The organism is Paenibacillus tyrphae (genome assembly GCF_024158745.1).
GTDB classification, from domain to species: Bacteria; Bacillota; Bacilli; order Paenibacillales; family NBRC-103111; genus Paenibacillus_G; species Paenibacillus_G tyrfis_A.
Genome location: NZ_JAMZAW010000019.1, coordinates 36,935 through 59,935, shown reverse-complemented (window position 1 = coordinate 59,935; position 23,001 = coordinate 36,935). Strand labels below are relative to the sequence as shown.

Here is a 23,001-nt window from a genome sequence, read left to right as displayed (position 1 = left end):
GGATTTTTTAATTTGGCATGGAAAGTGAAAATTCGTCATTGTATATTGAAATATATAATTTTTCACCGTCATTTTTTTTGAAAACAAATAGTGCCCCTTCGCTCTCTATTCCCGAATAGTTCCATCCTGATAGTTTGAGTCGAATTTTATAACTTTCCGGGAAACCGTCTGTTTGTTGTAACCCGTCTAATCTATAAATATACATCACTCTTTCTGTTGAAACGATTTTTTCTTTTAAAATTGCCTTGTTAGGTATTGGAATACCGTCTTCATTTTTTTGATAACAGAATGATACCCAATAAAAACATAAAAAACCAATAATTAGTACAAAAGACATAAAAACAAAAAATCTTTTCATGCCAGTCACCTGTTTCCAACACATTTTCTGGATTTCGGTTGTTGTTGGTTCATTGTGGTTCAACCTGTATCGTGATTTCTACAGCTGCCCACGATAAGCGCCAAAATCAACTTTTTCCTCAAATTCACTTCATCTCCTAGTTTATGGGATGTTTATGAATTCTACACTGTTCTCCGCAATAAGTTGCGGTGTAGTATTTAAAGTGCTTTTTTATAGTTTATACAAAGAAAAAAATGGTTCTTTTGTCATATTTATATATTATTACAAATATTGTATCTTTATAGTGTAATATAAACAATACAAACTAGAGAACGGCTTGCTGACAAGGGCAATAGTTATTGTGTTTTGAATAGCTGGCCAGCTTTCAAATAAAAAACTATAATGGAAGGAGTAAGTGGTATTAAATATGAAACGTGAGAAAATGAAAATGCTTCCTGTTTTTGTGTTGGCAACTGGACTTGTAGTAACAAGTGTTACGCCGAGCGTCCTTGCCGCAGAATCAGTCGTTTCAAAAACGGTATCTGGTGGGTGGAGTGAAAAGAGCGGTTATTTTACTACGTTTAACAACAACCGGGGTTTTTCAATTCTTGCTGCCTCTGAACCGAAACATGAAGGGTATGTGGAGAGCAGAAGAGAAGGATCTACTGTGTTGTTGAAACGAGCAGTTGGCAAAACTACTTGGAAGGATACTCGTCATTATACTAGAGCTAGGTTTGAGGGTTATTGGACAGGTGAAATTAAGGGCGACAGTGGACGAGTATGGGGGACAGGCAGCACTGAGGCTAAAAGCGATTGGATTGATAAGTCTTTTAGCGATTGGGTAGGAAAGACATACTACGGTAACGAGGAATAAGGAGTTAACGGGAGAGATAATCGAATTGATTATCTCTCTCTACATAAATAACAATGATGATTAAGTACATTCGTCCTGCTTCAGATGTATTATATTACGTTATCACGCTTTTATTTACGATTATAGGCATCGTAACTTTTTGGTTTTTATCGTATCTCGACTCTGTAAATATGCTGAACAATGGGTACATCAATAAAAAATCTATTATATTCAGTATGGAGAAAATCAATTATCCGCTTCAAACGAATGCGGGTAACTATATCCTGTTCCAGTACAATGAGGACACTCCGCAACTAAAATTCGTATGGCTCAACGGAAAAGTCAAGTTTCCCCCAATCAAACAATTCGATGATTATACTGATACGGACAATGTAGCCATTATCGGAGAGTATGCCAATGCCAAAGCGATCCCTAGTGACTACAAATGGATTGGTTATTTTAATGCGCCTAACTCCTATAAATTGCAGTCTGACATTTGGCTAGTATCGCGGCATATCAATATAGACGTTGCAAAAGGGACAAAATTTGTATTTATGACGCCGAGTTTTGATGTGATGCCTGTTTTTAACGAAACGATGAATGGGAACAACGTTAGAATAATTCATTCAGAACAAAATGGTTCTTATAATTTGAAATCAAATCAATTCGTAGTATTGATTCAATATATAACGGTCTTTTTGATGTCTATCATGCTATTCATAACAGTAACCATTTGGTTAAATAAGGAAAGTTATTTTCTTTCGATACTATATCTATACGGCTATTCGCCTGGTGCTATCTACATCATCTTATTGAAAACCAAAATTTTACCGTACATCGTCATATCCATGATTTTAATGATACTGGCTTTCATAGCCCATGATATCTCACCTTTATGGGACATTTCATGGTTGATTTATTCAGCTTGTCTCGTGCTTTTTTACATTTTTCTTGTAATGATGCTTGGCTGGTATTTTACATTTATTTACACGGTCAGAAAAGGTGGTCAGAAATATTGAGGATGATCATACAACTGTTGAAACAAAATAAGCTGCAAAACACGATGCTGATCGCTGCTTCGATTATTTTTGGCAGTCTGCTTCTCATACTTACGATAAATATAAACCAAACTAATGTTGAGGTGGGCGTAACCAATAACTTCAAAGGCAAAAATTTATATCAAATTTCAGATAACTTATATAATGAAAAAGAAAAGGAGTTTTTCTCCAATCCTAATAGTATTAAGATACTGAACGATTTTAGCAAGCGAGTAAATGCCGTTTCAGCTTTTAAGTATTATAACGGGGTCGAACAGCCGATCGACATAGCAAACTTTGAGGGCGATCCGGTCTTTGATGCTTATTATGAATCAGGAGGCAATCAACCGGCACGTAAAATAGGTAATAAATCATATCGCTTCATAAAATCGGTACAGCTGAATCAAACGGTGTTTGATTTGAATCAGATTCAATTAAGCCAGGGGGAAGCATTCAAAGAAGATGCTTATGTTTTTAACGTGAATGAGGATACAATTCCGATAATTGTCGGTTCCGATTATAACGGGGTTTATAGAGTCGGTGATACCTTAGATATTTTATATTACTGGAAGCCATTCATAGGAGTCGTTGTAGGGATACTCGAACCTTCTCAGAAAGTTCTGAAAGTTGGGTCGGAGCCTGAATTATTATTGAACCGCTACATGATTTTGCCGATGCTTCAGTTTGAGCAGTCTCCCCCTAAAATGGATGGGATTTTTTTGAAAGCTTTACTATTAAGTAAGGTGAACGGGAAGATCGTTACGGAATTAACACCCATACAGGTAAGGAATACACTTGAAGACATCGGCGATAAGACCGGTTTTCATGACTTTGCTGTGATTGGAGCAAGCGGTATCGCTATTGACTCAATTATTAGCTTCACTGAGATCAATAGGAATCTGTTAATGGTATTTTCTCTTGTCTTGTTTGCGACGGTAATTATTCTCTTCGTTGTCATTACTAGAATCATGATCAACAAAAATATCGATATCTATAAAGTGCTGCTGATCAGCGGCATCAGCATGGAGCAGATGGTTAGGATCGTAAAACGTCAAACCATTTTATTGCAGTTGATCGGCTATATTCCGCCTCTGTTGCTCCTTGCTCTAACGCTTAAAGATCCGTTGTTTATCATCGTTAATTATGTTGTGGCAGTAGGTATTTCCATTTTGATTATGTGGTTTGTGATCGGTCGCTACACGCAGAAATATTTCGATAAACTAGATATTGTTCAGCAGTTGAAAGGATGAGAGTGTATGACGCTTGTTGCGTTGACATCTATAGCCAAGGATTTTAAAGGTTCAAAGGTATTTGAAAATGTAGATTTGACCGTAGGAAAGGGAACCACTATAGCGATCAAAGGAAAAAGCGGTATTGGAAAAAGCACTTTACTTAACATTGTGGCCGGATTGGAAAAACCCACAACCGGGCAATATATGCTGGATGGAGAAGATTTGAGCCAAATGAATTTACACGACTTAAGTGATGTCCGTAAGCGTAAAATAGGGTACATCTCACAGCATAGCCCTATAATCCCGAAATTGACTGCCTTGGAAAACATCGTAGTTCCCCTATGGTTTGAGAAAAAACGTGAAGATAGCGATAATATTACAAAGCGGATTGAACAATTAAGCCACTTATTCGAGATAAACCATTTGCTTCACCATAAAATTGAAAAATTGTCGGGCGGAGAGATCCAACGTGTAGGTATCATTCGTTCTTTAATCAAGGAGCCGCGGCTCCTTGTGGCTGACGAACCGACCGGTGCATTGGATGATGAGACAGCGCTCATCGTTTTAATGTGTCTGAACGAGCTGAAAATAGGCGGAGTGTCAGTCATCCTTGCAACTCACAGCGCGATGGTGGCCAAACATTGTGATGAAGTATATCAATTAACAAAGGAAGGGCTAGTACGTGAAACGCTCTCCTGCTAGTGTGCAAGGACTCCATCCTTAATTATCTTGGGAAGGTGTTACTGTGGTGTTAAAAGACAGTGAAAAACAGAAGAGATTAAGCCTTACATAGCGCGGAACACATTGAAAAACTTCGTAACGATACGAGGGTTCTGGATTTCGGTTGTTGTTGGTTCACTGCTGGGACCTTTGATTGTTGTCCTTTTTATTTGGGTTTCTCTTTGGATTGAGTGATGTTTATGACCGTACCTTTTCCTACCGTTCTACTGCCATAGTTCAATTCAAACGTGTAATTAGGCACTATAATGTCTGAAAAAATTTCTCCGTAAGGTAAATGAATAGTAACGAGATAAGTCTTCCCCCTATGGAAGACTTGATGATGATCATCAGCAGCTAAAATCTCACACATGATTAGTTCGTCTTTTACACGAAATGAAGGCATCATTCCCGAGTATCCATCACGTTTCATGCCACCATCGATTTCTTCAAGCAGGTTAATTTCTGCGAGGATCTCCAGCATTTGCAGTTCTCCTTGAGTACTGATGAGTTTGGACTGAGAATTTAATTTCTCTTTTCAAAGTATTCGCCGTTTCGCTAGTTCACTTAAGATGAGTCTTCTAGATTTGCTTACGATACTTTCCAAGATGGTCGCATCCACAAAATCCAAAGAGGCAAAAGTGTCTTTGACGCCCTTTAGTTGAGCATAGGACTTTAATAGCTCAGTTCTTGAAGTATCCCTAAGTTCAGTCCTCTTTTGGATTAAGTCATGCAGTATCCTAAAACAGACTAACTCCTCGCCATCAACAGTCATTGCCAGTGTCCCGTCCTTAAATTCTTCAATTTCCTGAATTTCTTCATCAGAAAAGCAGGAAGTGGTCTTGTTCACGGATTCACCTCATTTTTAACAAAGGAATAAAGTGGAAACTATTTTTTCTTTAAAAAAGCATATCGGAAGAATATTAGGAATATTACGAACAAGGATACAACCAAGTAATCATTGTCTGTTACTATCCATACTAGCCCCAGAAAATTCCACCCGGTTAAAGAAATAACTGCTTCTTTACGAGAAAATCTTGATAAAACAAACCTCATTTTAAGATAGAGGAGAAGATTTAAGACAATAAATAATACAACATAAAATATAGTTGCTGCTCCCCCTCCACTATATACTCCTTGCTATTAAGGGCAGATCATTGCATCTATGTTTTCCACATTAATATGTCAAATTTCATCGAAATTGCACACAAAATATAAAAAGAGATTGTATACTAAGAAAGACCTAATATACAATCTCTTATTGATTTGGTAAAATAATACTAGAGGTTAACCCCATTCAGAAAGCGGTTCTTTTGGTTGTCTCACCTTAGTTTTTGTCGATTGACCAAAGGTTTCAGTAACTGCAAGAGTCTCAGGGTCAGATAAAAATAAGCTTTTTAAGGTAGGGTTTACATTTTTACACAAATCGACACCTTTCAACATGTGAACGGCATGATGTAGTTGCGGCGTTACTCGAATGGTTAGCATGTAGAATATCCCCTTTTATGAGACGATTTTACTAGATACAGTATATCAACAAAGTTTAATAAAAGTAAGCACTTAGGGAGAATTTTATGACAAAAAAAATTGCAATTTTGTTATTTGTGTCGGTTTTTGTCGTCATACAGGCTTGGTGTTCTTACATCACTTTCAAGTATCCTTATATTGGGATTTATGTGAAATTAGATCAACAGAATCAATTGGTAATCAAGGAGATAGATAATGATAGTGCTGGTATTAAACTTGATCTAAAAGTAGGAGATATTATCAAACAAATTGACGGTAAATCTCCAAATGAGAATCCAATGGTTTACAAGTGGAGAACTATAGAGCAGGCTCGTGAATTAGTTATATTAAAAGATGGACTTGAGAAAAAGATCACAGTTAATTCCCGAAGCGAGCTAAGCTTCGACATAGTTCCCCTGTTAGAAGAATTGGTTTGCTTGTTTATGGCTGGCTTGTTGTTTATGAAAATGCGTCACTCCTCATCAGCGCAGGTACTCGCTGCTGTTTTTCTAACCTGTGGAATCATCTATATGAGTCAAGGAGCTTCTGTTAGAGGAGATGTTGTCGGGAAAATTATAATTACAAGTCTTATGATGGGGCTGCCCTTTATTTTTTTTCATTTTTTGGTGGTTTTTTTCAAGGAAAAAGGAAATATACAACTGCCAGCCGGGATATTAAAATATTTATATGCGGTTATTTTGATAGGGTTCGGTATAAGACTTTTTACGCTTTACCCTCCAACGGCATGGATGATCCACCGTTATAATGCTACAGTCACCTTGTATTTTTTCATTATAGGATTTATATTCAACATCATTATTTTGACGTTCCTTTACTTCAAAATTCGCAAAGAAAAATCCTACTTGTCCAGTATCGTGAGAAGTGTATGGATCTCATTGCTCTTATCTTTTTTACCGGCAATTTGCCTCACATTTATTCCTAAAATCATTACTGGAGAGCGAATTATTAATGCCGTGTACACAAGCTGGTTTATTTTGCTTTTTCCGATCTCATTCGCGTACCTGATTGCTTCAAATCAGTTATACGACATTGGCTTAGTACTGCGACGTATTGGGTTTGCCGTATTGCTTGCCATTATTCCGTCCGGTATATTTGCAGGAAGCTATGCGTTTTTGTTCCAAGACTTGGTGGATAAGAGGGAAGTGTTATTCATCTTTACCGGCTCCGTCATCATGCTGGCCACGGTCATGTACTCGGCCGAATACTTCACAACTCGGCTGGAACGGTTCCTGTTTCCTAGGAAGTATGTGCTTCAGACGGCGCTCAAGAAGATTTCCAAGAGTCTGGGAGCCATCTCCAGCTTCCGCGATCTGAAAGAAATAGTCCTCGTGGACATCGTTAAGACGCTCCAGGTAAGGGGCGGCGCGATCGTGTTCCAGTACGAGAACGACACCGAGATCATCGACGAAGGCGAGATCGATACGGCGGAGGTCAAGGAGATGATCCGCTCATCGACCTGGTCCCACCATCCGATATATACCTGTATCGAGATTACTCGTCATGAAGAATACGCCAGCTACCTCGTCATTACGAGCAACAAAGCGAACACCTTGCTGGGCAAGGAAGAGGTTCAATGGCTTCACTTGATTACTTCCTACCTGGAGGTCAGTCTGGAGAACGTCCACTTGATCCGCAAGCTGACGGCGAAGATGCAGCTGCTGGCGGCGCAATTGCCCGACGAGCAATCGGCGCAGGACATTCAATGGTTCCGCAAAATCATGTTCGAGCTGCAGGAAGAAGAACGGCTCCGGATTGCCGCGGATCTTCACGATACGACGATGCAGGATCTGTTTTTCCTCAAGCGGCGATTCGTGTCGCTGTTGGACAAGTACGCGATGAACAAGGAAGATAAGGAGCATTTGAACAACATTATCAATTTCGTAGAAATGATCAACAACAGCCTGCGGCAAAGCTGCTTCGAATTGAACCCGTTCCTGCTGAAGGAGATCGGGCTGATCGAAACCGTGCGGACGTATCTGGACAAAGAAGCATACCATACGCCGTTTGAGATCGAGTTCAAGGAAGAGGGCGCCTCTTCGATCGAGTTGAAGGATTTGACGACGAAAAGGCATATTTTCCGCATTATACAAGAGCTGCTTAACAATGCGAAGAAGCATTCGCAGGCTTCGAAAGTATCTTTTGCCATGACAGTGAAGGATCACAGGTTCTGCCTGACTTATGAAGACGACGGCGTCGGGTTTGACAGCACGCAAGTACCTCGCATGGAGATTGGAGCATCTGGGATGGGAGTGGAGCAAATGAGAGGTCGTATCTTGCATTTGAACGGGAAGCTGGAGTGCGATTCACGGCAAGGCGCCGGTGTGAAGTTCTTTATTACGATTCCGGTCCGGGAGGTGATGTCCGTATGAACGAAACGGTCAAAGCTCTCGTGATCGATGATCATCCTCTCGTTGCCCACGCAACGAAGGAATTATTGGAGGAAACGGATTGCATTGAAGTCGTCGGCATTGCTAGCAGCGCCGAGGAAGGCCTGGAGCAGATCAAGAAGCACCAGCCTGGGCTCGTTTTTCTGGATTACCAGCTTCCCGATCTGTCGGGGACCGATGTCGCAGCGCAAATCAAGAAGGAATATCCGCACATTCATATTGTGATTTTTACCGGTCACGACTTGACGGGGGCGATGAATCGCCTCATCGAGCTGAAGGTTAGCGGCGTGCTTTCGAAGGAATCCAGCATCAGAACGATCAAGAACATGGTGAACTGCATTCTGGACAACCATACGATGCTGCCGCTGTCGCTGTATCACCAGATTCAATTGAGCGGTTCGCCTTCATATGAAGACTTGAACGATGAAGAAGTGATGATGATGGGCATGGTCGTCAAAGGGGCCACGCACGATCAGATTGCCGATCATATTCATATGAGCAAGCGTACTGTCGATAATTACCTGCGCCGAATCTACGACAAGCTGGGCGCGAAGTCGAGAATGGAAGCGATGGAGAAATTTATTAAGAGCAGGCATTATACGTAGACATTCGATAAGGACAACTAGGGGGACGGGCGGATTGGATCGGGACACAGTAGAGCATATGTACCGGATGGTAGACGATCATGTGGGCGCGGAGGATCTCAATGCTTTGCTCAAAGCGTTCATCGAGGAGAAGGCGCAGGAACAAGGATCGTGGTCGAGCATCACGCGATGCACCCATGAGATGCTGGGAGGAGCTTCGCCGCATATCGACCGGTTGGCCGCGGCGACGGAATTGATTCTTCTCTGCTTCGATATCGTCGACGACCTGCAGGATCAGGACCACGGGAGCAAGCCATGGATGCAGTGTCCGCCGGCGGTGGCGTTAAATGCGGTGCTCGTCCTGCTGACGGGATTCATCGGAGAGCTCGGCCAATGCGGAGTGAAGGGGCGTTCGCTTTATGAGCTCAGCAAGCTGCTGTCCCGATCGGTCAGCGGACAGCATAAGGACGTCACGAATCAGGTGGTATCCGAGGTCGATGATTATCTAGCAATGATTCAGGAGAAGTCCGGGTCCTTGTTCCGGTTCGCTTGTCTGATGGGATACTGTCTGACGGATTGCAGTGAAGAGACGATGGAGCGGATCGACGATCTGGCGGATTGCGTCGGGATGATTCACCAGATCCAGAACGATCTGAAGGACATCGCCCAATTCGACGTGAAGAGCGATTTGCTGCTTCGCAAGCGGACGCTGCCTGTGCTGTATATGCTTAATGTAGATAGCGAAGCGTTTCGCCCGGTGAAGGAGTATTACGAAGGGAAAATCACCGCGGACGCTCTTGTGCACGATAAGGAGCAGTATATGCGGCTGATCGTGGATTCCGGCTGCATCGAATATACCAAGATCGTGCAATCCGTATGCGTTCAAAAAGCAGAGGAGCTATGGACCGATCTCCAGGTCCCGTCCCCATGGAAAGAAAAGTTCCGGGAGCTCACGTATGCCGCTTTTGCCTAGCGGCCTGACCTATTCACCCGCTAAAAAAGATAAAGAAGCACCTTGAGACCCGCAAAAGGATCAAGGTGCTTTTTGGTTTGGGCGAAGAGGCCCGTCTCGTGTCAACCGACAAGCGCTCTACACGTTACCGCTCGGACCCGACATGTATACGCCGCCCATCGGGGGAATCGCGACGTCCTCGGGGTGCTCGCGGCGGCGGGCGAGATCTTCGTCCGTCCGCGCGAAGGTACGGGTATCGTCCTCGTACCAGACGAGCACCATGATGCGCCCCTTGTCCAGCTCCTTCTCGTACCGCTCCGCCTCCAGCGCGGAGATGCCGAGCGATTCCATCTTCGCCCGGAGCTGATCGCCGCGGGAGCGGAACAGGTTGGCGAAAGCGGTCGCCATCCCTTCCTCCATCACACCGATCGTATTCGTATCGGTCAAGCGGCTGAGCCCTTCGGTCCGGTCGTCGTCATGCGCCAGCACATAAATTTCATTTAGGGAATGGCCTTCCTCACGAAAGCCCCGAATGGCGCGGATGGCGTACTCTTCACCTTCGACCAGTTTCACTTTTGTTCTCATGAGTCGTCCCTCCTCGAATCGGTTCAGATCATGCGTTCGGACTTCGCCGGGCATGTCTGCCATGGAGTTGGCCAGCCGTCCGGATCGGTCCGGCTTATGCTTCATTAACCCGGATTTTCCGTGGCGAAACAATCCTCGGGCTGATTCATACGTTCCGTTTTCGGTTAATTAAGCTTAAAAAAAAGCTATAATGGTAAGAACGGACCTTTGCCCTCGGGGTCAAAGGATGCACACGGACAAGGGAGAGACGAACAAGGTATGAACATTGCCATCGTGGACGACAACCCGGTCAATCTCATTGTGATCGAGAAAATATTGAAAAGCGCAGGATACGATTCGTTCTGGAAAGCCGCTTCGGCGGTGGAAATGATGCAGCGGCTCACCGAGTATGCGGACGGGGGCAAGGTGCCGGTCGACTTGATCCTGATGGATATGATGATGCCGGAGATGGACGGGATCGAAGCATGCCGCCGTATTCAGCAGGATGAGCGCTTGAAGGATATCCCGGTGATTATCGTGACGGCGCTCGGCGATTCCAACAAGCTGGCGGAGGCGATGGAGGCCGGGGCGATGGATTACGTGATGAAGCCGGTGAACAAAATCGAGCTGATCGCGCGGATTCGTTCGGCGCTGCGCCTCAAATACGAGAAGGATTGGCACAAGGAGAACGATGCCCGTATCCGCGAGGAGCTGGAGCTGGCCAGACAAGTGCAGGGCAGCGTACTCAGCCCGCCCCTGAAGAAGGACCGGCTGGAAATCAGCGCCGCGTATTACCCGTCGTTCGAGCTGGCGGGTGATTTTTACGCATGGTACCGGATTGACGAGGACCGGCACGGCGTCATCATCCTGGACATTATGGGCCACGGGATTTCGTCTTCGCTGGTATGCATGTTCATTTCCTCGGTCATGCAGGACACGATCACGCGCTTCGTCTCGCCGGAGTTCGTCGTGACGGAGCTGAACCGGTACATGAACCAGCTTAATCATAAAAATCCGTCGGTCAGCTATTATTTCACGGCGATTTATTTGCTGATCGATACCCGGACCAAGACGATCGAATACGTGAACGCGGGCCATCCGCCCGGGTTTCTTTTTGAAGAGGGAAAAGCGCCGGTGGCGCTCCATCAGGGGAGCTGCGCCGTCGGCTTCTTCGATCAGATGGAGATTACGAAGAGCATCTTCACCTATGAGCAGCCGATTCGCATCGCCTTGTATACGGATGGGTTGCTGGAGGCGCTGCCGCTGCCGGACGCTTACCCGGAGGACGCGGCGGAGTCGGATCTGCTGGCACTGCGTCTGCAAAGCTGCATTCATCAGGCGCCCAGCCCCGAATGCCTTGTGGAGACCCTGCTGCCGCAGGATGTGAGAGAGGCGCAGAGCGACGATATTTGCATGGTGTTGATCACTGCTACGTAGATGGCGTCGGCTACGCCTTATAGATCCTACAAGAGAGATAGAAAGGGACGGGAGAGAGAATGAACGGATGAAGATGAAGACGAAGCTGTTTATGGGATTCGGCATCCTGCTGGTGCTGATTTTTGCTTTGGCGGGCGTCGGCATGAACCGGCTGACAGGCACGGATTCCAGTATTAAGGAAATTTATGAGAATCGGTACCAGAAGGTGCGAATCAGTACGCAGGTGCGCAACGACGCGGCGGAGCTGGCCAAGGGCATCGTGAATTTGCTGTTGATCGACTCGGGCGACAGCGACAAGAAGAATGCCGAAGCCGTCAAGACGATCAGCGGCAAGGTCATGCAAGGCCTTCAGCAGATTGACAACTTTTCCAAGGAAGGGAAGGAACGGGAGCTGGCAGACGAAGTTCTGCTGCACGGCAAACGCTTCTTGGACTTTAAGGACCAGGTCGTCCGTCTGAACCAAAGCGGCAAACAAGCGGAGGCCAACGCGCTTCGCACGAACGTGGGGATTGAGCTGCAGGATAATTTTACAAGCAGCATGGGCAATTTGACGAATTTTCACAATGAAGCGATGGATGCGGCTATCACGCAGGCGCTGAATGACAACCAACAGACGTTGACGTATACCGGGCTGCTGACGTTGGTCGGCTTGCTGCTGAGCGTGGCGATTGTGCTGTGGATCGTGTTAGGGTTTACCCGGGGCCTGAACATTCTTTCGGCGATGCTTACGAATTTTGCGAGCGGGAATTGGGGGGACGCTGCTTACCGTGTGCCTATTACGTCTAGTGATGAATTCGGCAGGCTTGCGGGTGTGTTCAACCGGTTGGCGGACGATCTGGAGCAGGCGACGGCGAGCGAGCGGGCGCTGCATAAAGTGAATGAAGACACGCTGTGGCTGCAAACCCAGATTGCGCATATGTATGCGATGCTGGAGGATTCGCGGAAGGTCGAGGAGATGGCGCAAACGTTCATCGGCGAGCTGGCCCGGATCGTCGGCGCGCAGGACGGGGCGCTCTATGTGCTGAAGCAGACGGCGTCGGGCAGCAAGCTGGTGCTTGCCGGCACGTACGCCCGATCGGAAAGCACGGCCGCTGACGGGCTCCCGCTCGGAGAAGGGCTCGTCGGCCAGTGCGCGAAGGACGGCAAGCCGATCACGGTGGAGGGCGTCGCCGGACAATACGGCGCGATCCGCTCCGCCTTCGGCGAGCTGGAGCCGCTGACGCTGACGGTACAGCCGGTCGAGTACGACGACGAAGTGATCGCGGTGTTCGAGCTGGTGTCGCTGAAGACGTTCTCGGAGCTGGAGCAGAAGCTGATCAAGCAAACGAGCGAGAACCTGGGCGTGACGCTTAACATGTTGATGGGACGTCTGAGGATCGAGGAGCTGCTGCGAATTCATCAGGCGCTGACCGACGAATTGCAGACCCAGTCGGAGGAGCTGCTGTCCCAGCAGGATGAGCTCAAGGCTTCCAACGAGAAGCTGGAGGAGCAGACGCGGGCGCTGCGGGCTTCGGAGGAGCAGCTGCAGCGGCAGCAGGAGGAGCTGGAGCAGAGCAACGACGCTCTGGTCCGCAAGACCGCGGAGCTGGAAGAGCAGGTCCGGGAGACGGAAGAGATCAATCGTCAGATCGAGCTGGCCAAGGAGAAGCTGGAAAAGCAGACGCTGGAGCTGGCGCTGGCTTCCAGGTACAAGTCGGAATTTCTGGCGAACATGTCGCACGAGCTGCGGACGCCGCTCAACAGCTTGCTGATTCTTTCCCAACTGCTGAAGGAGAACAAGGAGCGCAACTTGACGGGCAAGCAGGTGGAGTACGCCGAGACGATCTACTCGTCCGGCTGCGACTTGCTTAAGCTGATTGACGATGTGCTCGATTTGGCCAAGGTCGAATCCGGCCGGATGGAGCTGCATGAGGAGACGGTCTGCTTGCAGGAGACGGCCGAATCGATGAGAAAAGCGTTCGGGCCGCTGGCCCGGTCCAAAGGGCTATCCTTCGACGTGGATTTTGGCGGCGAGACGCCGGGACAGATACAAACGGACAGCGGGCGGCTGAAGCAAATTTTGAAAAATTTGCTGTCCAACGCCTTCAAGTTCACGCACTCCGGGAGCGTTCGCCTCGCCATTCGGCAGCTCTCGGAGCCGAGACCGATGGTCGCCTTCGAGGTCGAGGATACGGGCATCGGGATTTCTCCCGACAAGCAGCAGCTGATCTTCGAGGCGTTCCAGCAGGCGGACGGAACGACGAGCCGCAAGTACGGCGGAACCGGGCTCGGCCTCTCGATCAGCCGGCAGCTGGCTTCGCTGCTCGGCGGAACGATCGAGCTGGAGAGCGAGGAGGGCCGCGGCAGCCGCTTCACGCTGTATTTGCCGCACGTTGCGCGGCTGGCGTCCGGCGCGGCCGAAGCGGCGCCAGCCGCCATGCCGCCCTCCGCTGCGGCCCCGGACATGTGGCCGCAGCCTTCGCCGCTGGCGCTCGCACAAGCGGCCGAAAGCGGCGCAATGCCGGCGACCGCCTTCGCGGACGACCGCGACAGCATTGCGGAAGGCGACCGGGTGCTGCTGATTATCGAGGACGATGCGCATTTTGCCGCGATTTTGCTGGACATGGCGCGGAGCCGGGGCTTCAAAGCGGTCGTCGCGCTGCAGGGGGATAAGGGGCTTCGGCTCGCCAAGACCCTCCAGCCGGATGCGATCCTGCTGGATATCCAGCTGCCGGTCATGGACGGCTGGTCCGTGCTCGTGCAGCTCAAGAATGACGCTTTTACTCGCCATATTCCCGTTCATGTCATTTCCGTCGTGGACGAGGTCCATCAAGGGCTGTCGCTGGGAGCGATCGCCTGGCTGCGCAAGCCGTCGGGCAAAGAGCATTTGGAGCAGGCGTTTACGCACATTTTATCGTTCCTGAACCGCGACCTGCGCAATCTGCTCATTGTAGAGCCGGACGAGGAGCAGCGCGACAATTTAGTTAACCTGATCGCTCATGACGACGTCCGAATTACGGCCGTAGCGGGCGGCGAGGAGGCGCTGGCGGTGCTGGCGGCGCAGCCGTTCGACTGCATGGTGCTCGATTACGGAATGACGGAGCCATCCGTCTACGAGCTGCTCGATCGGATCAAAGCGGACGAAGAGCTGCGGCGGCTGCCGATTGTAATTTATACCGGCAAGACGCTGGACAAGAAAGAGCAGCTGCGCTTGAAGAAATATGCGGAATCGATCATCATCAAGGATGTAAAGTCGCCGGAGCGGCTGCTTGACGAGACGTCGCTGTTCCTGCACCGCGTCGAGGAGAACCTGCCGGAAGAGAAGCAGCAGGTGCTTCAGAAGCTGCACAGCATCGAAACGGTATTCAAAGACAAGAAGGTGCTGCTCGTCGACGACGACATCCGCAACGTGTTCGCACTATCCAATTTGCTCGAAGGCCTCGGCATGCAGGTAGCGTTCGCCGAAACCGGCAGGCAGGCGCTCGATTCGCTGGACCGGGAGCCGGACTTCGATCTCGTGCTGATGGACATCATGATGCCGGAGATGGACGGCTACGAAGCGATGCGCGCCATCCGCGGCGATGAGCGATTCGACCGGCTGCCGATTATCGCCCTGACGGCCAAGGCGATGAAGGACGACCGTGAGAAATGCATTCAAGCCGGAGCCTCCGATTATATTACCAAGCCGGTTCATACCGAGCAGCTTCTCTCGCTTATGCGGGTGTGGTTGTACAGATGAGCGGCCGATTGTATGATCACAAGTCCGGTGACTTGAGGGCGCTGCGCAAGCTCGGCTCCGTCTATTCGGAGGCGGACGGAGGCAGGGGCACCTGGGAAGAGGAGGAACGGGAACGCATCGAGATCGCTTTGCTGCTGGAGGGGCTGTATCGGCTGTACGGCTTCGACTTTCGCAATTACGCGTATCCGTCGGTCCGCCGGCGCATCTGGCACCGCATCTACGCGGAGCGGCTGCTCAGCGTATCCGGCCTGCAGGAGCGGGTGCTGCACGACCGGAGCTGCGCGGAGCGTCTGGTGGACGATCTGGTCATTCACGTGACCGAGATGTACCGGGACCCGAGCCTGTTTGCGGCGTTTCGGGAGCGGGTCGTGCCGCTGCTGCGGGAGCTGCCGTCCTTCCGCATCTGGCATGCGGGCTGCTCGACGGGGGAGGAAGTATACTCCACCGCCATTTTGCTGTATGAGGAAGGGTTGTACGACCGGGCGCGCATCTATGCGACCGACATTAACGAAGAGGTGCTGCATGTGGCGGAGCGTGCTGCTTACCCGCTCAAGAAAATGCAGGAGTATACTAAAAATTACATGCACGCGGGCGGTAAGGACGCCTTCTCGGGGTATTACGGCGCATCGGGGAACGTGGCCGTGTTTCATCCTTTTTTACGGGAGCGGATCGTTTTTGCGCAGCATAATCTGGTGACGGACCGGTCGTTTAACGAGTTTCACGTCATCTTTTGCCGTAATGTCATGATTTATTTCGATTCGATCCTGCAAAACCATGCGCACGAACTGTTCTACGAAAGCTTATGCCCGCAGGGGATTCTCGTCTTGGGGCATAAGGAGTCGATCACGTTTACGAAGCATGCGGTGCATTACGAAACGCTGGATCCGCAGGAGAAAATATTTCGCAAGATCAAATGAGGTGGGGTTTGTATGGATGTGCCGATCCGCATCTTGCTGGTGGACGATCAGCCGGAGAACCTGCTTGCGCTTGAGGCGGTGCTGGAGGACCAGAACTATATTCTGGAGAAGGCGACCTCCGGGGAGGAGGCGCTGCGTTGTCTGCTCAGGCACGAATTCGCCGTCATCGTACTCGATGTGCACATGCCGGGGATGGACGGGTTCGAGACGGCCCAGTGGATCAAATCCCGTGAAAAAACGCGGGCGGTGCCGATCATCTTCGTCACCGCGGCCCCGGACGAGCAGGACCAGGCGTTCACGGCATATTCCGTCGGCGCGATCGATTATATCGTGAAGCCGTTCGTGCCGCGCACGCTGAAGTCGAAGATCGAAGGGTTCGTCAGCATCTATTTGGCGCAAAAAAAGCTGCAGCAGCAAACCGAGCTGCTGAACGAGCGGACCCGGGAGCTGCAGCGGGCGAAGGAAGCGGCCGAGCAGGCGGCCATGGCCAAAGCGAACTTTTTGGCGATGATGAGCCACGAAATCCGGACCCCGCTGAACGGGGTCATCGCCATGGCCGATCTGCTCGTGGAGACGGATCTGAACGCCGAGCAGCGCGAGTACGTTGATACGATTCGTCGCAGCGGCGCCGCGCTGCTCTATGTCATTAACGATATTTTGGACTTGTCCAAGATCGAGTCCGGCAAGATGGAGATCAAAGAAGAGCCGCTGAACCTGAGAACGAGCCTGATCGAAACGTACGAGGTATTCCAGGCCGAAAGCCGCAGCAAGTCGCTGGAGCTTACGTACGATGTCGATCCGGCGATCCCCGAATGCATCATCGGCGACGAATCGCGGCTGCGGCAGGTTTTGATCAACCTGGTCGGCAACGCCGTCAAATTCACCGAGCAGGGCGGCGTGCACGTCTCGGTCGCGGTGCTAAGCCGCTCGGAAGAGCAACTGGAGCTGGAGTTCCGCGTCTCCGACACGGGTATCGGCATCCCGGAGGAAAAGCGAGGCATGCTGTTCCAGCCGTTCACGCAGGTGGACTCGTCTTTAACCCGCAAATACGGGGGGACAGGGCTGGGGCTGGCGATCTGCAAAAATCTCGTGCAGCTCATGGGCGGCCGCATCGCGCTTGCGCCGGGAAGCCGCCGGGGGGCGGAGTTTCTTTTCTCCATCCGTGTCAAGGGCTGCGTCGAATACGACTGCATGAGCGCTATCCAGTAAGGCAGCGGAAGAAGGAGGAAGAGAACGGAACACGGGCCGATTTCGCGTTGGACCGGGCCGATACGGCAAGCCCTATGCGCAGATCGTGCAGAGTACTTCTTCCTTTCTTTTTCTGGTGCCGTTAGAACATTCCTTCTAAACTTCGCCTATCCGCTTCATTCACCTTAATCCTTCCTAAACTTAGCGCTTCGGAACACCTCTCAGGTCCGGGTTCGTTCCCTCTACATGACCATTTCTCCGTTTTGTTCATTTCTTCTCACAATGTATAATGGAATATTTGGATGAAAATACTATATATAGAAAAATTTCAATCGTCATGGTTACGATCGAATACCAAGAAGGAGGAACAGTAATGAACAACGAACCCCAAAATAAACCGGGAGCGGCGGACGATTTCGAGCCAAATCACATTCCGTTTGATGAGGGCCTTGATCGGATTAAGGAAGCATTGGCTCAAGTCGGTCTCGATTTGGACTCGCGTATTTTGACATCTCGCGATGCCGACGTTGTGAAGGCGTGCAATCTACTCGCTGTCGATCAGATGCCAGAAGGATTCACAAAATGGCAGCTCCCCTTCTCTATGGAGTGCGGGCAATTTTTTATTACGTCTGCCGAGCGAGGTGCTAGCGTCGGCGAGCATTCCCATCCTGACAACGGAGTGCGGTTTATCATATCCGGATCCATTATTTATGACGGCATCGAACTGAATGCCGGCGACTGGATGTTTATACCCAAAGGCAAACGTTACAGCTTCAAAGTCGGACCTTATGGAGCCACAATGTGTTATTGTTACTGCTGTACCTGCGCCTGCCGTCCTTTAAGCCAGCGCGAGGTAATCGATCCGGATTATGTGAGTGTAAGGCAATCGCTTCGGTAACGGGCACCGCCAAAATACCTGCGTCGTGCAGGAGGAGACGTTCCTTTTATAGGGGCGTCTCTTTCATATTGGTACCGCTTTATAGGTTATCAAACGATCCGTTCAACCCACCCGGAAAAACGACCGGTTCTTGCTATGAAAGCTGCCAGTTTATGTTTCATAGACCGGGCGCCTGGTTAATCATAGGTATCGAACGAAAGCGACGAAACACTAGACCAACAGAGAGGTGCAGGTGAAATGATGAATTCCCAAGCATGTGTAGCTTTGCTGCTTGCCGGCGGGGAAGGCCGTCGGTTGGGCGTGTTGACCGCATCCAAAGCGAAACCGGCGGTTCATTTCGGCGGTGCTTACCGGATCATCGATTTTGGCTTGAGCAATTGCAAAAATTCGGGGATCCGCTCGGTTGGTGTCGTGACCCAATATCAAGCCGCATCCCTGCATGAACACATCGGCAGCGGGGCGCTCTGGTCGAACGCAGCGGACGGTGTAACCCTGCTGCCGCCGCAGGACAGCGAATATGCAGGTACGGCGGATGCGGTGTACAAGAATCAAGCGTTCATCCGGCGGCACGAACCGGAGCACGTGCTGATCTTGTCGGGCGATCATATATATCGGATGGATTATCGGCGGATGCTGAAGCAGCATGAGGACAGCAGGGCCGATGCGACGATTGCGGTAACGCCGGTCGCATGGGAGGAAGCCCGCCGCTTCGGCATTATGCGAACGGACAGCCAAGGGCGGGTCGTTGAATTTGCGGAAAAGCCGGCCCAGCCGAAAAGCAATCTCGCCTCGATGGGCATCTATATATTCAAATGGTCTTATTTGAAACGGATGCTGGACGGCGACGCGCGCGATCCGCAGTCCTCCCGGGACTTCGGCAAAGACGTCATACCGGCCATGCTGCGCTCCGGCGGCAAGCTGTACGCCTACTCGTACGAAGGCTATTGGCGCGATGTCGGAACCGTAGAGAGCTTGTGGGAAGCGCATATGGATCTGATCGGCGAGCAGCCGCGATTCCGCTGCAGCGAAGCCGCTTGGCCGATGCATACGCCCGCTTGCGTAGCAGGACATTCCTACGTCGATCCTTCGGCCCGCGTCACGTATTCGCTGGTCGCCGGCAACAGCCATATTTTCGGCCAAGTGGAACGCTCGGTCATCTCGCACGACGTGTATGTCGGGCGGGGCAGCGTGCTCCGCAACTGCATCGTGATGCCGAATGCGCATATCGGACGGGGCGTATTCGCCCGCAACGCGATCATCGGAGAAGGCGCGGTCCTGATGGACGGGGCCACCGTCGGAAGCTTGTCGAAGTCCTCGATCGCCGTCATCGGCGATGCGGAAATGGTCATGAAGCAAAGCGGCAAAAAGCCGAAAGTGTACATGCCGATCGGGCAGCTTCAGCTGGAGCACGTCCGGTAAGAAGCTTGATCATACTATCGACTGAAGGAGGCGTTTCCGATGTATCATTCGATCGTAGTAGCCAAGGGCGAGCAGGAAGTGAAGCAGGCGGTCCGCGATTTTCAATCGGCTGGCCGCGGCGTGGATCAGATTCAAATTTTGGCTCATGAGAACGTGCGGACGGAGGAGATGTTTAAGCCCAAGTATACAAGCCGGATCGGGTTCGTGGGAGAAACGATGGCGCATACGGTAGCGCCGCTGTACAAATGCGAGGGCATGGCGCTGCGGGAAAAGCTGCTGTCTCTCGGGCTGTCCATGTCGGCGGTCGAATACTACGAGAAGGAGATGGCAAGCGGACGCCTTGTCATTGCCGTAGATGAGAATGTCATTTTACATCAATAAATAAACGTCTGAACTCGATCCGTTGTCTGACACAACACGGGAGAGGTGATTCCAATGAAACGGTTAAGCAAATGGTGGTTGATCGGCGCGGCTGCAATCGGACTGACCGGGGCTTCCTGGAGCTCCGCCGAAGATTCGCCTGCGGCATTGGACAAGCTTTCTTATCCGTCTGCGCTGGCGGCAACGGAACAGACGCTCACCGTAAATACCGCTGTCTATGAAGAATCCGGAACCGGAGCCGAGATCGGAGAGCCGGTCAAATGGCCGCTGGAGCGGGTCAACGGTATCGCGGTTACGGACGATCTGAAAACGCTTTACGAAATGAAAGGCAAGCCGAATGCCGAGGAAACCGATCCTCTGTTCAAGGACGAGCGCATCTTCGTATACGATGATTGCCGGATCGGCCTGTATGATCAGTTTGTCCAATACGTCATGGTTCCCGTTCAGGCGGGCACGATCGAGATTGACGGCAAGATGCTGGAGATGAAGGCGGACACGCTGCGCCAGACGCTTGGCACGCCGGATTGGACGGGCGAGGACGGGATCGTCTACAAGCGGGGCCAGCGGGCGCTCAAGCTGTTCTTGGACGAGCGCACCGGGAAGCTGCTGTCCGTTCATTATTTCCATACGGCAACCGATTGACCCGGAGGATACGATACAACTGAAAAACGATAGGGGTAAAGGTCGGATTTTTTCCGACCTTTATTTGTTCTTCATGCATGAAAACTTGACCTGACGGAATAAATTTAGAAAGCACCAAAATCGCTCTTGCGTCCTCAATTTCTTCTCCCATCTTACTATGGAAAGAGGAGTTTCTACATGAAGGATTTGGTAAAACAGCTGCTCCATCTGAAACAACAGGAGGCTGACTTACGGCAGCAGGAACTAAATATGCTTCGGGATCTGGTGGGAGTCGGCGAACCGGAGATGGTGGCGTCATTTTTAAATAATTCTATTTTCAGTAACTCAAAGAATCCGCTTCAGGCCACCATTGTCAATAGCTCCAGCGTTCCGGTCAACGTTTCGAACATTAACGATTTGCGTTCGATTACGACGATTACCGGCAAGGTATTCGGCTCGACGACCGATTTTTTAACTGCCGGCAATAACCAGAATATCGTTGCCGTGTTGACCAATCCGGCCGGCTCCTCCGTCGATTTGGCTATTTCCTTGGTGACGCTGGCAACGTTAAACAATGTAACGAACCAACGGGATATTCGCAACGGAACGATAGCCGGAACTCTTACGACGAACACGATCTATAACTTAAACAGCAATTTTAGCAATTCGACAACCACGACCTTTAGATCGGCCGGTGGTTCAGGAATCGATCTTACCGGCGGGACTGTTATGGCCACGAGATCTTTTTCGGCCAATACCACGAATATTTTCGACTTTGCTTCGGCAATTGTCATCAAACCGGGCGACAGCTACGGGATTAAATTCAATTTTTCCGCCGGAGGGACCGCTTCCATCAACATCATCTGGGAGGAACGGACAAGATAGACGCCGATACCGCAAAAAAGCGCACGCGGCGGAGCCGGTGCGCGTGTCGTGACGCAGCGGATTAGAGCATGGGCAGCACGTAACGGACCAGGAAATAGAGAAAGCCGAAAAAGATGACCACGTAAGCCGCGTATTTGATGAAGGTGGAAGCGACCATACCGGAATCCATCCGTTTCTCGACGCTTTTCTTCTCGATGTCCACGCTTTTCATAGGATCCATCTTCAATCACTCCTTGTCTGAGCTGAAATTATCGGGCGCCTCGTTAGTGATGATTACCCCCGCAGCTTTTCGGTGAATCAGCAGGCTTCTCCGCGGAGTGCCGTGAAAAACTTCCTAAAATCTGCTATTCTACAAATAATAATTGATTCAGGGGGAGGTAAAAGCGGATGGACAGAGACGCGCAGAAGTTCCATGTCAAAGTGCTGAATACGCCGGAAGCGAACGTGTTGTTCTTATCCGGCGAGCTTGATTTGAGCACGGCTGAGCAATTCCGTTCCGTCGTGGAGCCGCTGGCGGGTCAGCGGACGGTGCCGCTCAAGCTGAACTTGCGGGAGTTGACTTACATTGACAGCACGGGGATCGGGATTTTCGTCTCCGTCCTTAAGAAACGGCAGCCGGAGGAGGCGTCGTTTGCCGTACAGGAAGTGCCGGCCAAAATCCGGCGGCTGTTCGACATGACTGGGTTGTCCCGTTACCTGACGATTGAAGGGGGCGGACTATGAAGGGGCAAACGGAGGCCGGCTCGAAAACCGTTGTCTTGTGTGTGCCGCTCCGGGCGGACGATCTGGTCACGGTCCGTTTGGCGCTGTACGGCGTGGCCGTCCGGGTAGGGTTGTCGTACGAAGCGATCGAGGACTTGAAGGTAGCGGTAACCGAAGCGTGCAATTATGCGATCCTGCAAGCCGGCGACAGAGAACAGCTGCCGATGCTGCGGCTGGTGTTCACGCTGAGGGAGACGGAGCTCCAGATCCGGATTGGAACGGATTCGCCGGATGTTACGTTCGGGGAAGCGCTGCGTCCCGTGAAGCTGCCGCAGGAGGGGGTGGAGGCCTTGGAGCGTCTCGAAGACTCGCCGATCGGCCTGTATTTGCTGCAGGCATTGGTGGATGAGCTTCGGTTGGAGCCCGGAGGCGAGGGCGAAGGTGCGTCGGAAGCTATCGTCCTGATCAAGCGGCTTGCGGCCGGGTGAACGGGCTTTCCGATCATGGAGCGGACATTCCCAGGCTCCATGGAATGCAATGAGCTTGTTGAGAAACCCGCTTCGCGTATAAAATTCTCTGCATATGCCGGTGAGGTATATCCCTCCAGCCGCTCTTGAAACCCGTGAACTTGATTAGAATTTGCGG

Annotated in this window: 24 protein-coding genes; 18 read left to right on the top strand and 6 right to left on the bottom strand. The window is 50.4% G+C overall.

Features of this window, described 5'->3' with window-relative positions; genetic code table 11:
- Nucleotides 1-7 precede the first annotated feature (7 nt).
- On the bottom strand, nucleotides 8-358 hold the full coding sequence (locus tag NI000_RS25570) for a hypothetical protein (protein ID WP_253414204.1): 351 nt from the start codon (nucleotides 356-358) through the stop codon (nucleotides 8-10).
- A gap of 406 nt (nucleotides 359-764) precedes the next feature.
- On the opposite strand from NI000_RS25570, the gene NI000_RS25565 reads away from it, so the two are divergent.
- From NI000_RS25565 to NI000_RS25550, 4 genes are all read left to right on the top strand, one after another.
- A complete protein-coding gene (locus tag NI000_RS25565; protein WP_253414203.1) occupies nucleotides 765-1,211 on the top strand; it encodes a hypothetical protein in 447 nt (148 codons plus the stop codon).
- Between the two features lie 215 nt (nucleotides 1,212-1,426).
- Nucleotides 1,427-2,209: a hypothetical protein gene (locus tag NI000_RS25560; protein WP_253414202.1), complete on the top strand. Its 783-nt coding sequence runs from the start codon at nucleotides 1,427-1,429 to the stop codon at nucleotides 2,207-2,209.
- A 2-nt stretch (nucleotides 2,210-2,211) separates the two neighbouring features.
- Nucleotides 2,212-3,477 carry an ABC transporter ATP-binding protein gene (locus tag NI000_RS25555; RefSeq protein WP_253414201.1) on the top strand — a complete coding sequence of 422 codons (1,266 nt, stop codon included), beginning with the start codon at nucleotides 2,212-2,214 and terminating at the stop codon, nucleotides 3,475-3,477.
- A 6-nt stretch (nucleotides 3,478-3,483) separates the two neighbouring features.
- A complete protein-coding gene (locus tag NI000_RS25550) occupies nucleotides 3,484-4,161 on the top strand; it encodes an ABC transporter ATP-binding protein (RefSeq protein ID WP_253414200.1) in 678 nt (225 codons plus the stop codon).
- A 184-nt stretch (nucleotides 4,162-4,345) separates the two neighbouring features.
- Here NI000_RS25550 and NI000_RS25545 read toward each other — a convergent pair whose 3' ends face one another.
- From NI000_RS25545 to NI000_RS25535, 3 genes are all read right to left on the bottom strand, one after another.
- Nucleotides 4,346-4,660, bottom strand: coding sequence for a hypothetical protein (locus NI000_RS25545; RefSeq protein WP_253414199.1), 315 nt, complete (start codon nucleotides 4,658-4,660; stop codon nucleotides 4,346-4,348).
- 54 nt (nucleotides 4,661-4,714) lie between these two features.
- The gene (locus tag NI000_RS25540; RefSeq protein WP_253414198.1) at nucleotides 4,715-5,026 is read right to left on the bottom strand and encodes a hypothetical protein; all 312 of its coding nucleotides are present in this window, start codon (nucleotides 5,024-5,026) and stop codon (nucleotides 4,715-4,717) included.
- 437 nt (nucleotides 5,027-5,463) lie between these two features.
- Nucleotides 5,464-5,664: a hypothetical protein gene (locus tag NI000_RS25535; protein ID WP_253414197.1), complete on the bottom strand. Its 201-nt coding sequence runs from the start codon at nucleotides 5,662-5,664 to the stop codon at nucleotides 5,464-5,466.
- Nucleotides 5,665-6,815: 1,151 nt separating this feature from the next.
- On the opposite strand from NI000_RS25535, the gene NI000_RS25530 reads away from it, so the two are divergent.
- Genes NI000_RS25530 through NI000_RS25520 form a run of 3 tightly spaced genes read left to right on the top strand, consistent with a single transcriptional unit; the run spans nucleotide 6,816 to nucleotide 9,647 of the window.
- Nucleotides 6,816-8,072, top strand: a complete 1,257-nt coding sequence (locus NI000_RS25530) for a sensor histidine kinase (RefSeq protein WP_253414196.1) — start codon at nucleotides 6,816-6,818, stop codon at nucleotides 8,070-8,072.
- Nucleotides 8,069-8,695 carry a response regulator transcription factor gene (locus tag NI000_RS25525; protein WP_253414195.1) on the top strand — a complete coding sequence of 209 codons (627 nt, stop codon included), beginning with the start codon at nucleotides 8,069-8,071 and terminating at the stop codon, nucleotides 8,693-8,695. The genes NI000_RS25530 and NI000_RS25525 overlap by 4 nt, the downstream gene beginning before the upstream one ends.
- A 34-nt stretch (nucleotides 8,696-8,729) precedes the next feature.
- On the top strand, nucleotides 8,730-9,647 hold the full coding sequence (locus NI000_RS25520) for a polyprenyl synthetase family protein (RefSeq protein WP_253414194.1): 918 nt from the start codon (nucleotides 8,730-8,732) through the stop codon (nucleotides 9,645-9,647).
- Nucleotides 9,648-9,764: 117 nt separating this feature from the next.
- On the opposite strand, the gene NI000_RS25515 is transcribed toward NI000_RS25520, so the two are convergent.
- The gene (locus NI000_RS25515) at nucleotides 9,765-10,211 is read right to left on the bottom strand and encodes a general stress protein (RefSeq protein WP_253414193.1); all 447 of its coding nucleotides are present in this window, start codon (nucleotides 10,209-10,211) and stop codon (nucleotides 9,765-9,767) included.
- Nucleotides 10,212-10,469: 258 nt separating this feature from the next.
- On the opposite strand from NI000_RS25515, the gene NI000_RS25510 reads away from it, so the two are divergent.
- The 9 genes from NI000_RS25510 to NI000_RS25470 all read left to right on the top strand — a co-directional run bounded on the left by NI000_RS25510 (nucleotide 10,470) and on the right by NI000_RS25470 (nucleotide 21,654).
- Entirely contained in the window at nucleotides 10,470-11,627 is a 1,158-nt protein-coding gene (locus tag NI000_RS25510) for a PP2C family protein-serine/threonine phosphatase (protein WP_253414192.1), read from the top strand.
- A gap of 73 nt (nucleotides 11,628-11,700) precedes the next feature.
- Nucleotides 11,701-15,345 carry a response regulator gene (locus NI000_RS25505; RefSeq protein WP_446030837.1) on the top strand — a complete coding sequence of 1,215 codons (3,645 nt, stop codon included), beginning with the start codon at nucleotides 11,701-11,703 and terminating at the stop codon, nucleotides 15,343-15,345.
- Nucleotides 15,342-16,262: a CheR family methyltransferase gene (locus tag NI000_RS25500; RefSeq protein WP_253414190.1), complete on the top strand. Its 921-nt coding sequence runs from the start codon at nucleotides 15,342-15,344 to the stop codon at nucleotides 16,260-16,262. Before NI000_RS25505 ends, NI000_RS25500 begins: the two co-directional genes overlap by 4 nt.
- A gap of 12 nt (nucleotides 16,263-16,274) precedes the next feature.
- Nucleotides 16,275-17,471: an ATP-binding protein gene (locus NI000_RS25495; protein WP_253414189.1), complete on the top strand. Its 1,197-nt coding sequence runs from the start codon at nucleotides 16,275-16,277 to the stop codon at nucleotides 17,469-17,471.
- A gap of 352 nt (nucleotides 17,472-17,823) precedes the next feature.
- Nucleotides 17,824-18,348: a hypothetical protein gene (locus NI000_RS25490; RefSeq protein ID WP_253414188.1), complete on the top strand. Its 525-nt coding sequence runs from the start codon at nucleotides 17,824-17,826 to the stop codon at nucleotides 18,346-18,348.
- A 240-nt stretch (nucleotides 18,349-18,588) separates the two neighbouring features.
- Entirely contained in the window at nucleotides 18,589-19,767 is a 1,179-nt protein-coding gene (locus NI000_RS25485) for a glucose-1-phosphate adenylyltransferase (RefSeq protein ID WP_375541003.1), read from the top strand.
- Between the two features lie 39 nt (nucleotides 19,768-19,806).
- The gene (locus NI000_RS25480) at nucleotides 19,807-20,148 is read left to right on the top strand and encodes a general stress protein (protein WP_253414186.1); all 342 of its coding nucleotides are present in this window, start codon (nucleotides 19,807-19,809) and stop codon (nucleotides 20,146-20,148) included.
- Between the two features lie 54 nt (nucleotides 20,149-20,202).
- Nucleotides 20,203-20,790, top strand: a complete 588-nt coding sequence (locus NI000_RS25475) for a hypothetical protein (RefSeq protein ID WP_253414185.1) — start codon at nucleotides 20,203-20,205, stop codon at nucleotides 20,788-20,790.
- 177 nt (nucleotides 20,791-20,967) lie between these two features.
- Nucleotides 20,968-21,654, top strand: a complete 687-nt coding sequence (locus NI000_RS25470) for a hypothetical protein (protein ID WP_253414184.1) — start codon at nucleotides 20,968-20,970, stop codon at nucleotides 21,652-21,654.
- 61 nt (nucleotides 21,655-21,715) lie between these two features.
- Here the strand turns inward: NI000_RS25470 and NI000_RS25465 are convergent, their stop codons facing one another.
- Nucleotides 21,716-21,874, bottom strand: a complete 159-nt coding sequence (locus NI000_RS25465; protein WP_193394407.1) for a hypothetical protein — start codon at nucleotides 21,872-21,874, stop codon at nucleotides 21,716-21,718.
- A gap of 167 nt (nucleotides 21,875-22,041) precedes the next feature.
- Here NI000_RS25465 and NI000_RS25460 point away from each other — a divergent pair, with 167 nt between their 5' ends.
- Entirely contained in the window at nucleotides 22,042-22,377 is a 336-nt protein-coding gene (locus tag NI000_RS25460; protein WP_253414183.1) for an STAS domain-containing protein, read from the top strand.
- A complete protein-coding gene (locus tag NI000_RS25455) occupies nucleotides 22,374-22,844 on the top strand; it encodes an ATP-binding protein (RefSeq protein ID WP_253414182.1) in 471 nt (156 codons plus the stop codon). The genes NI000_RS25460 and NI000_RS25455 overlap by 4 nt, the downstream gene beginning before the upstream one ends.
- Nucleotides 22,845-23,001: the final 157 nt, after the last annotated feature.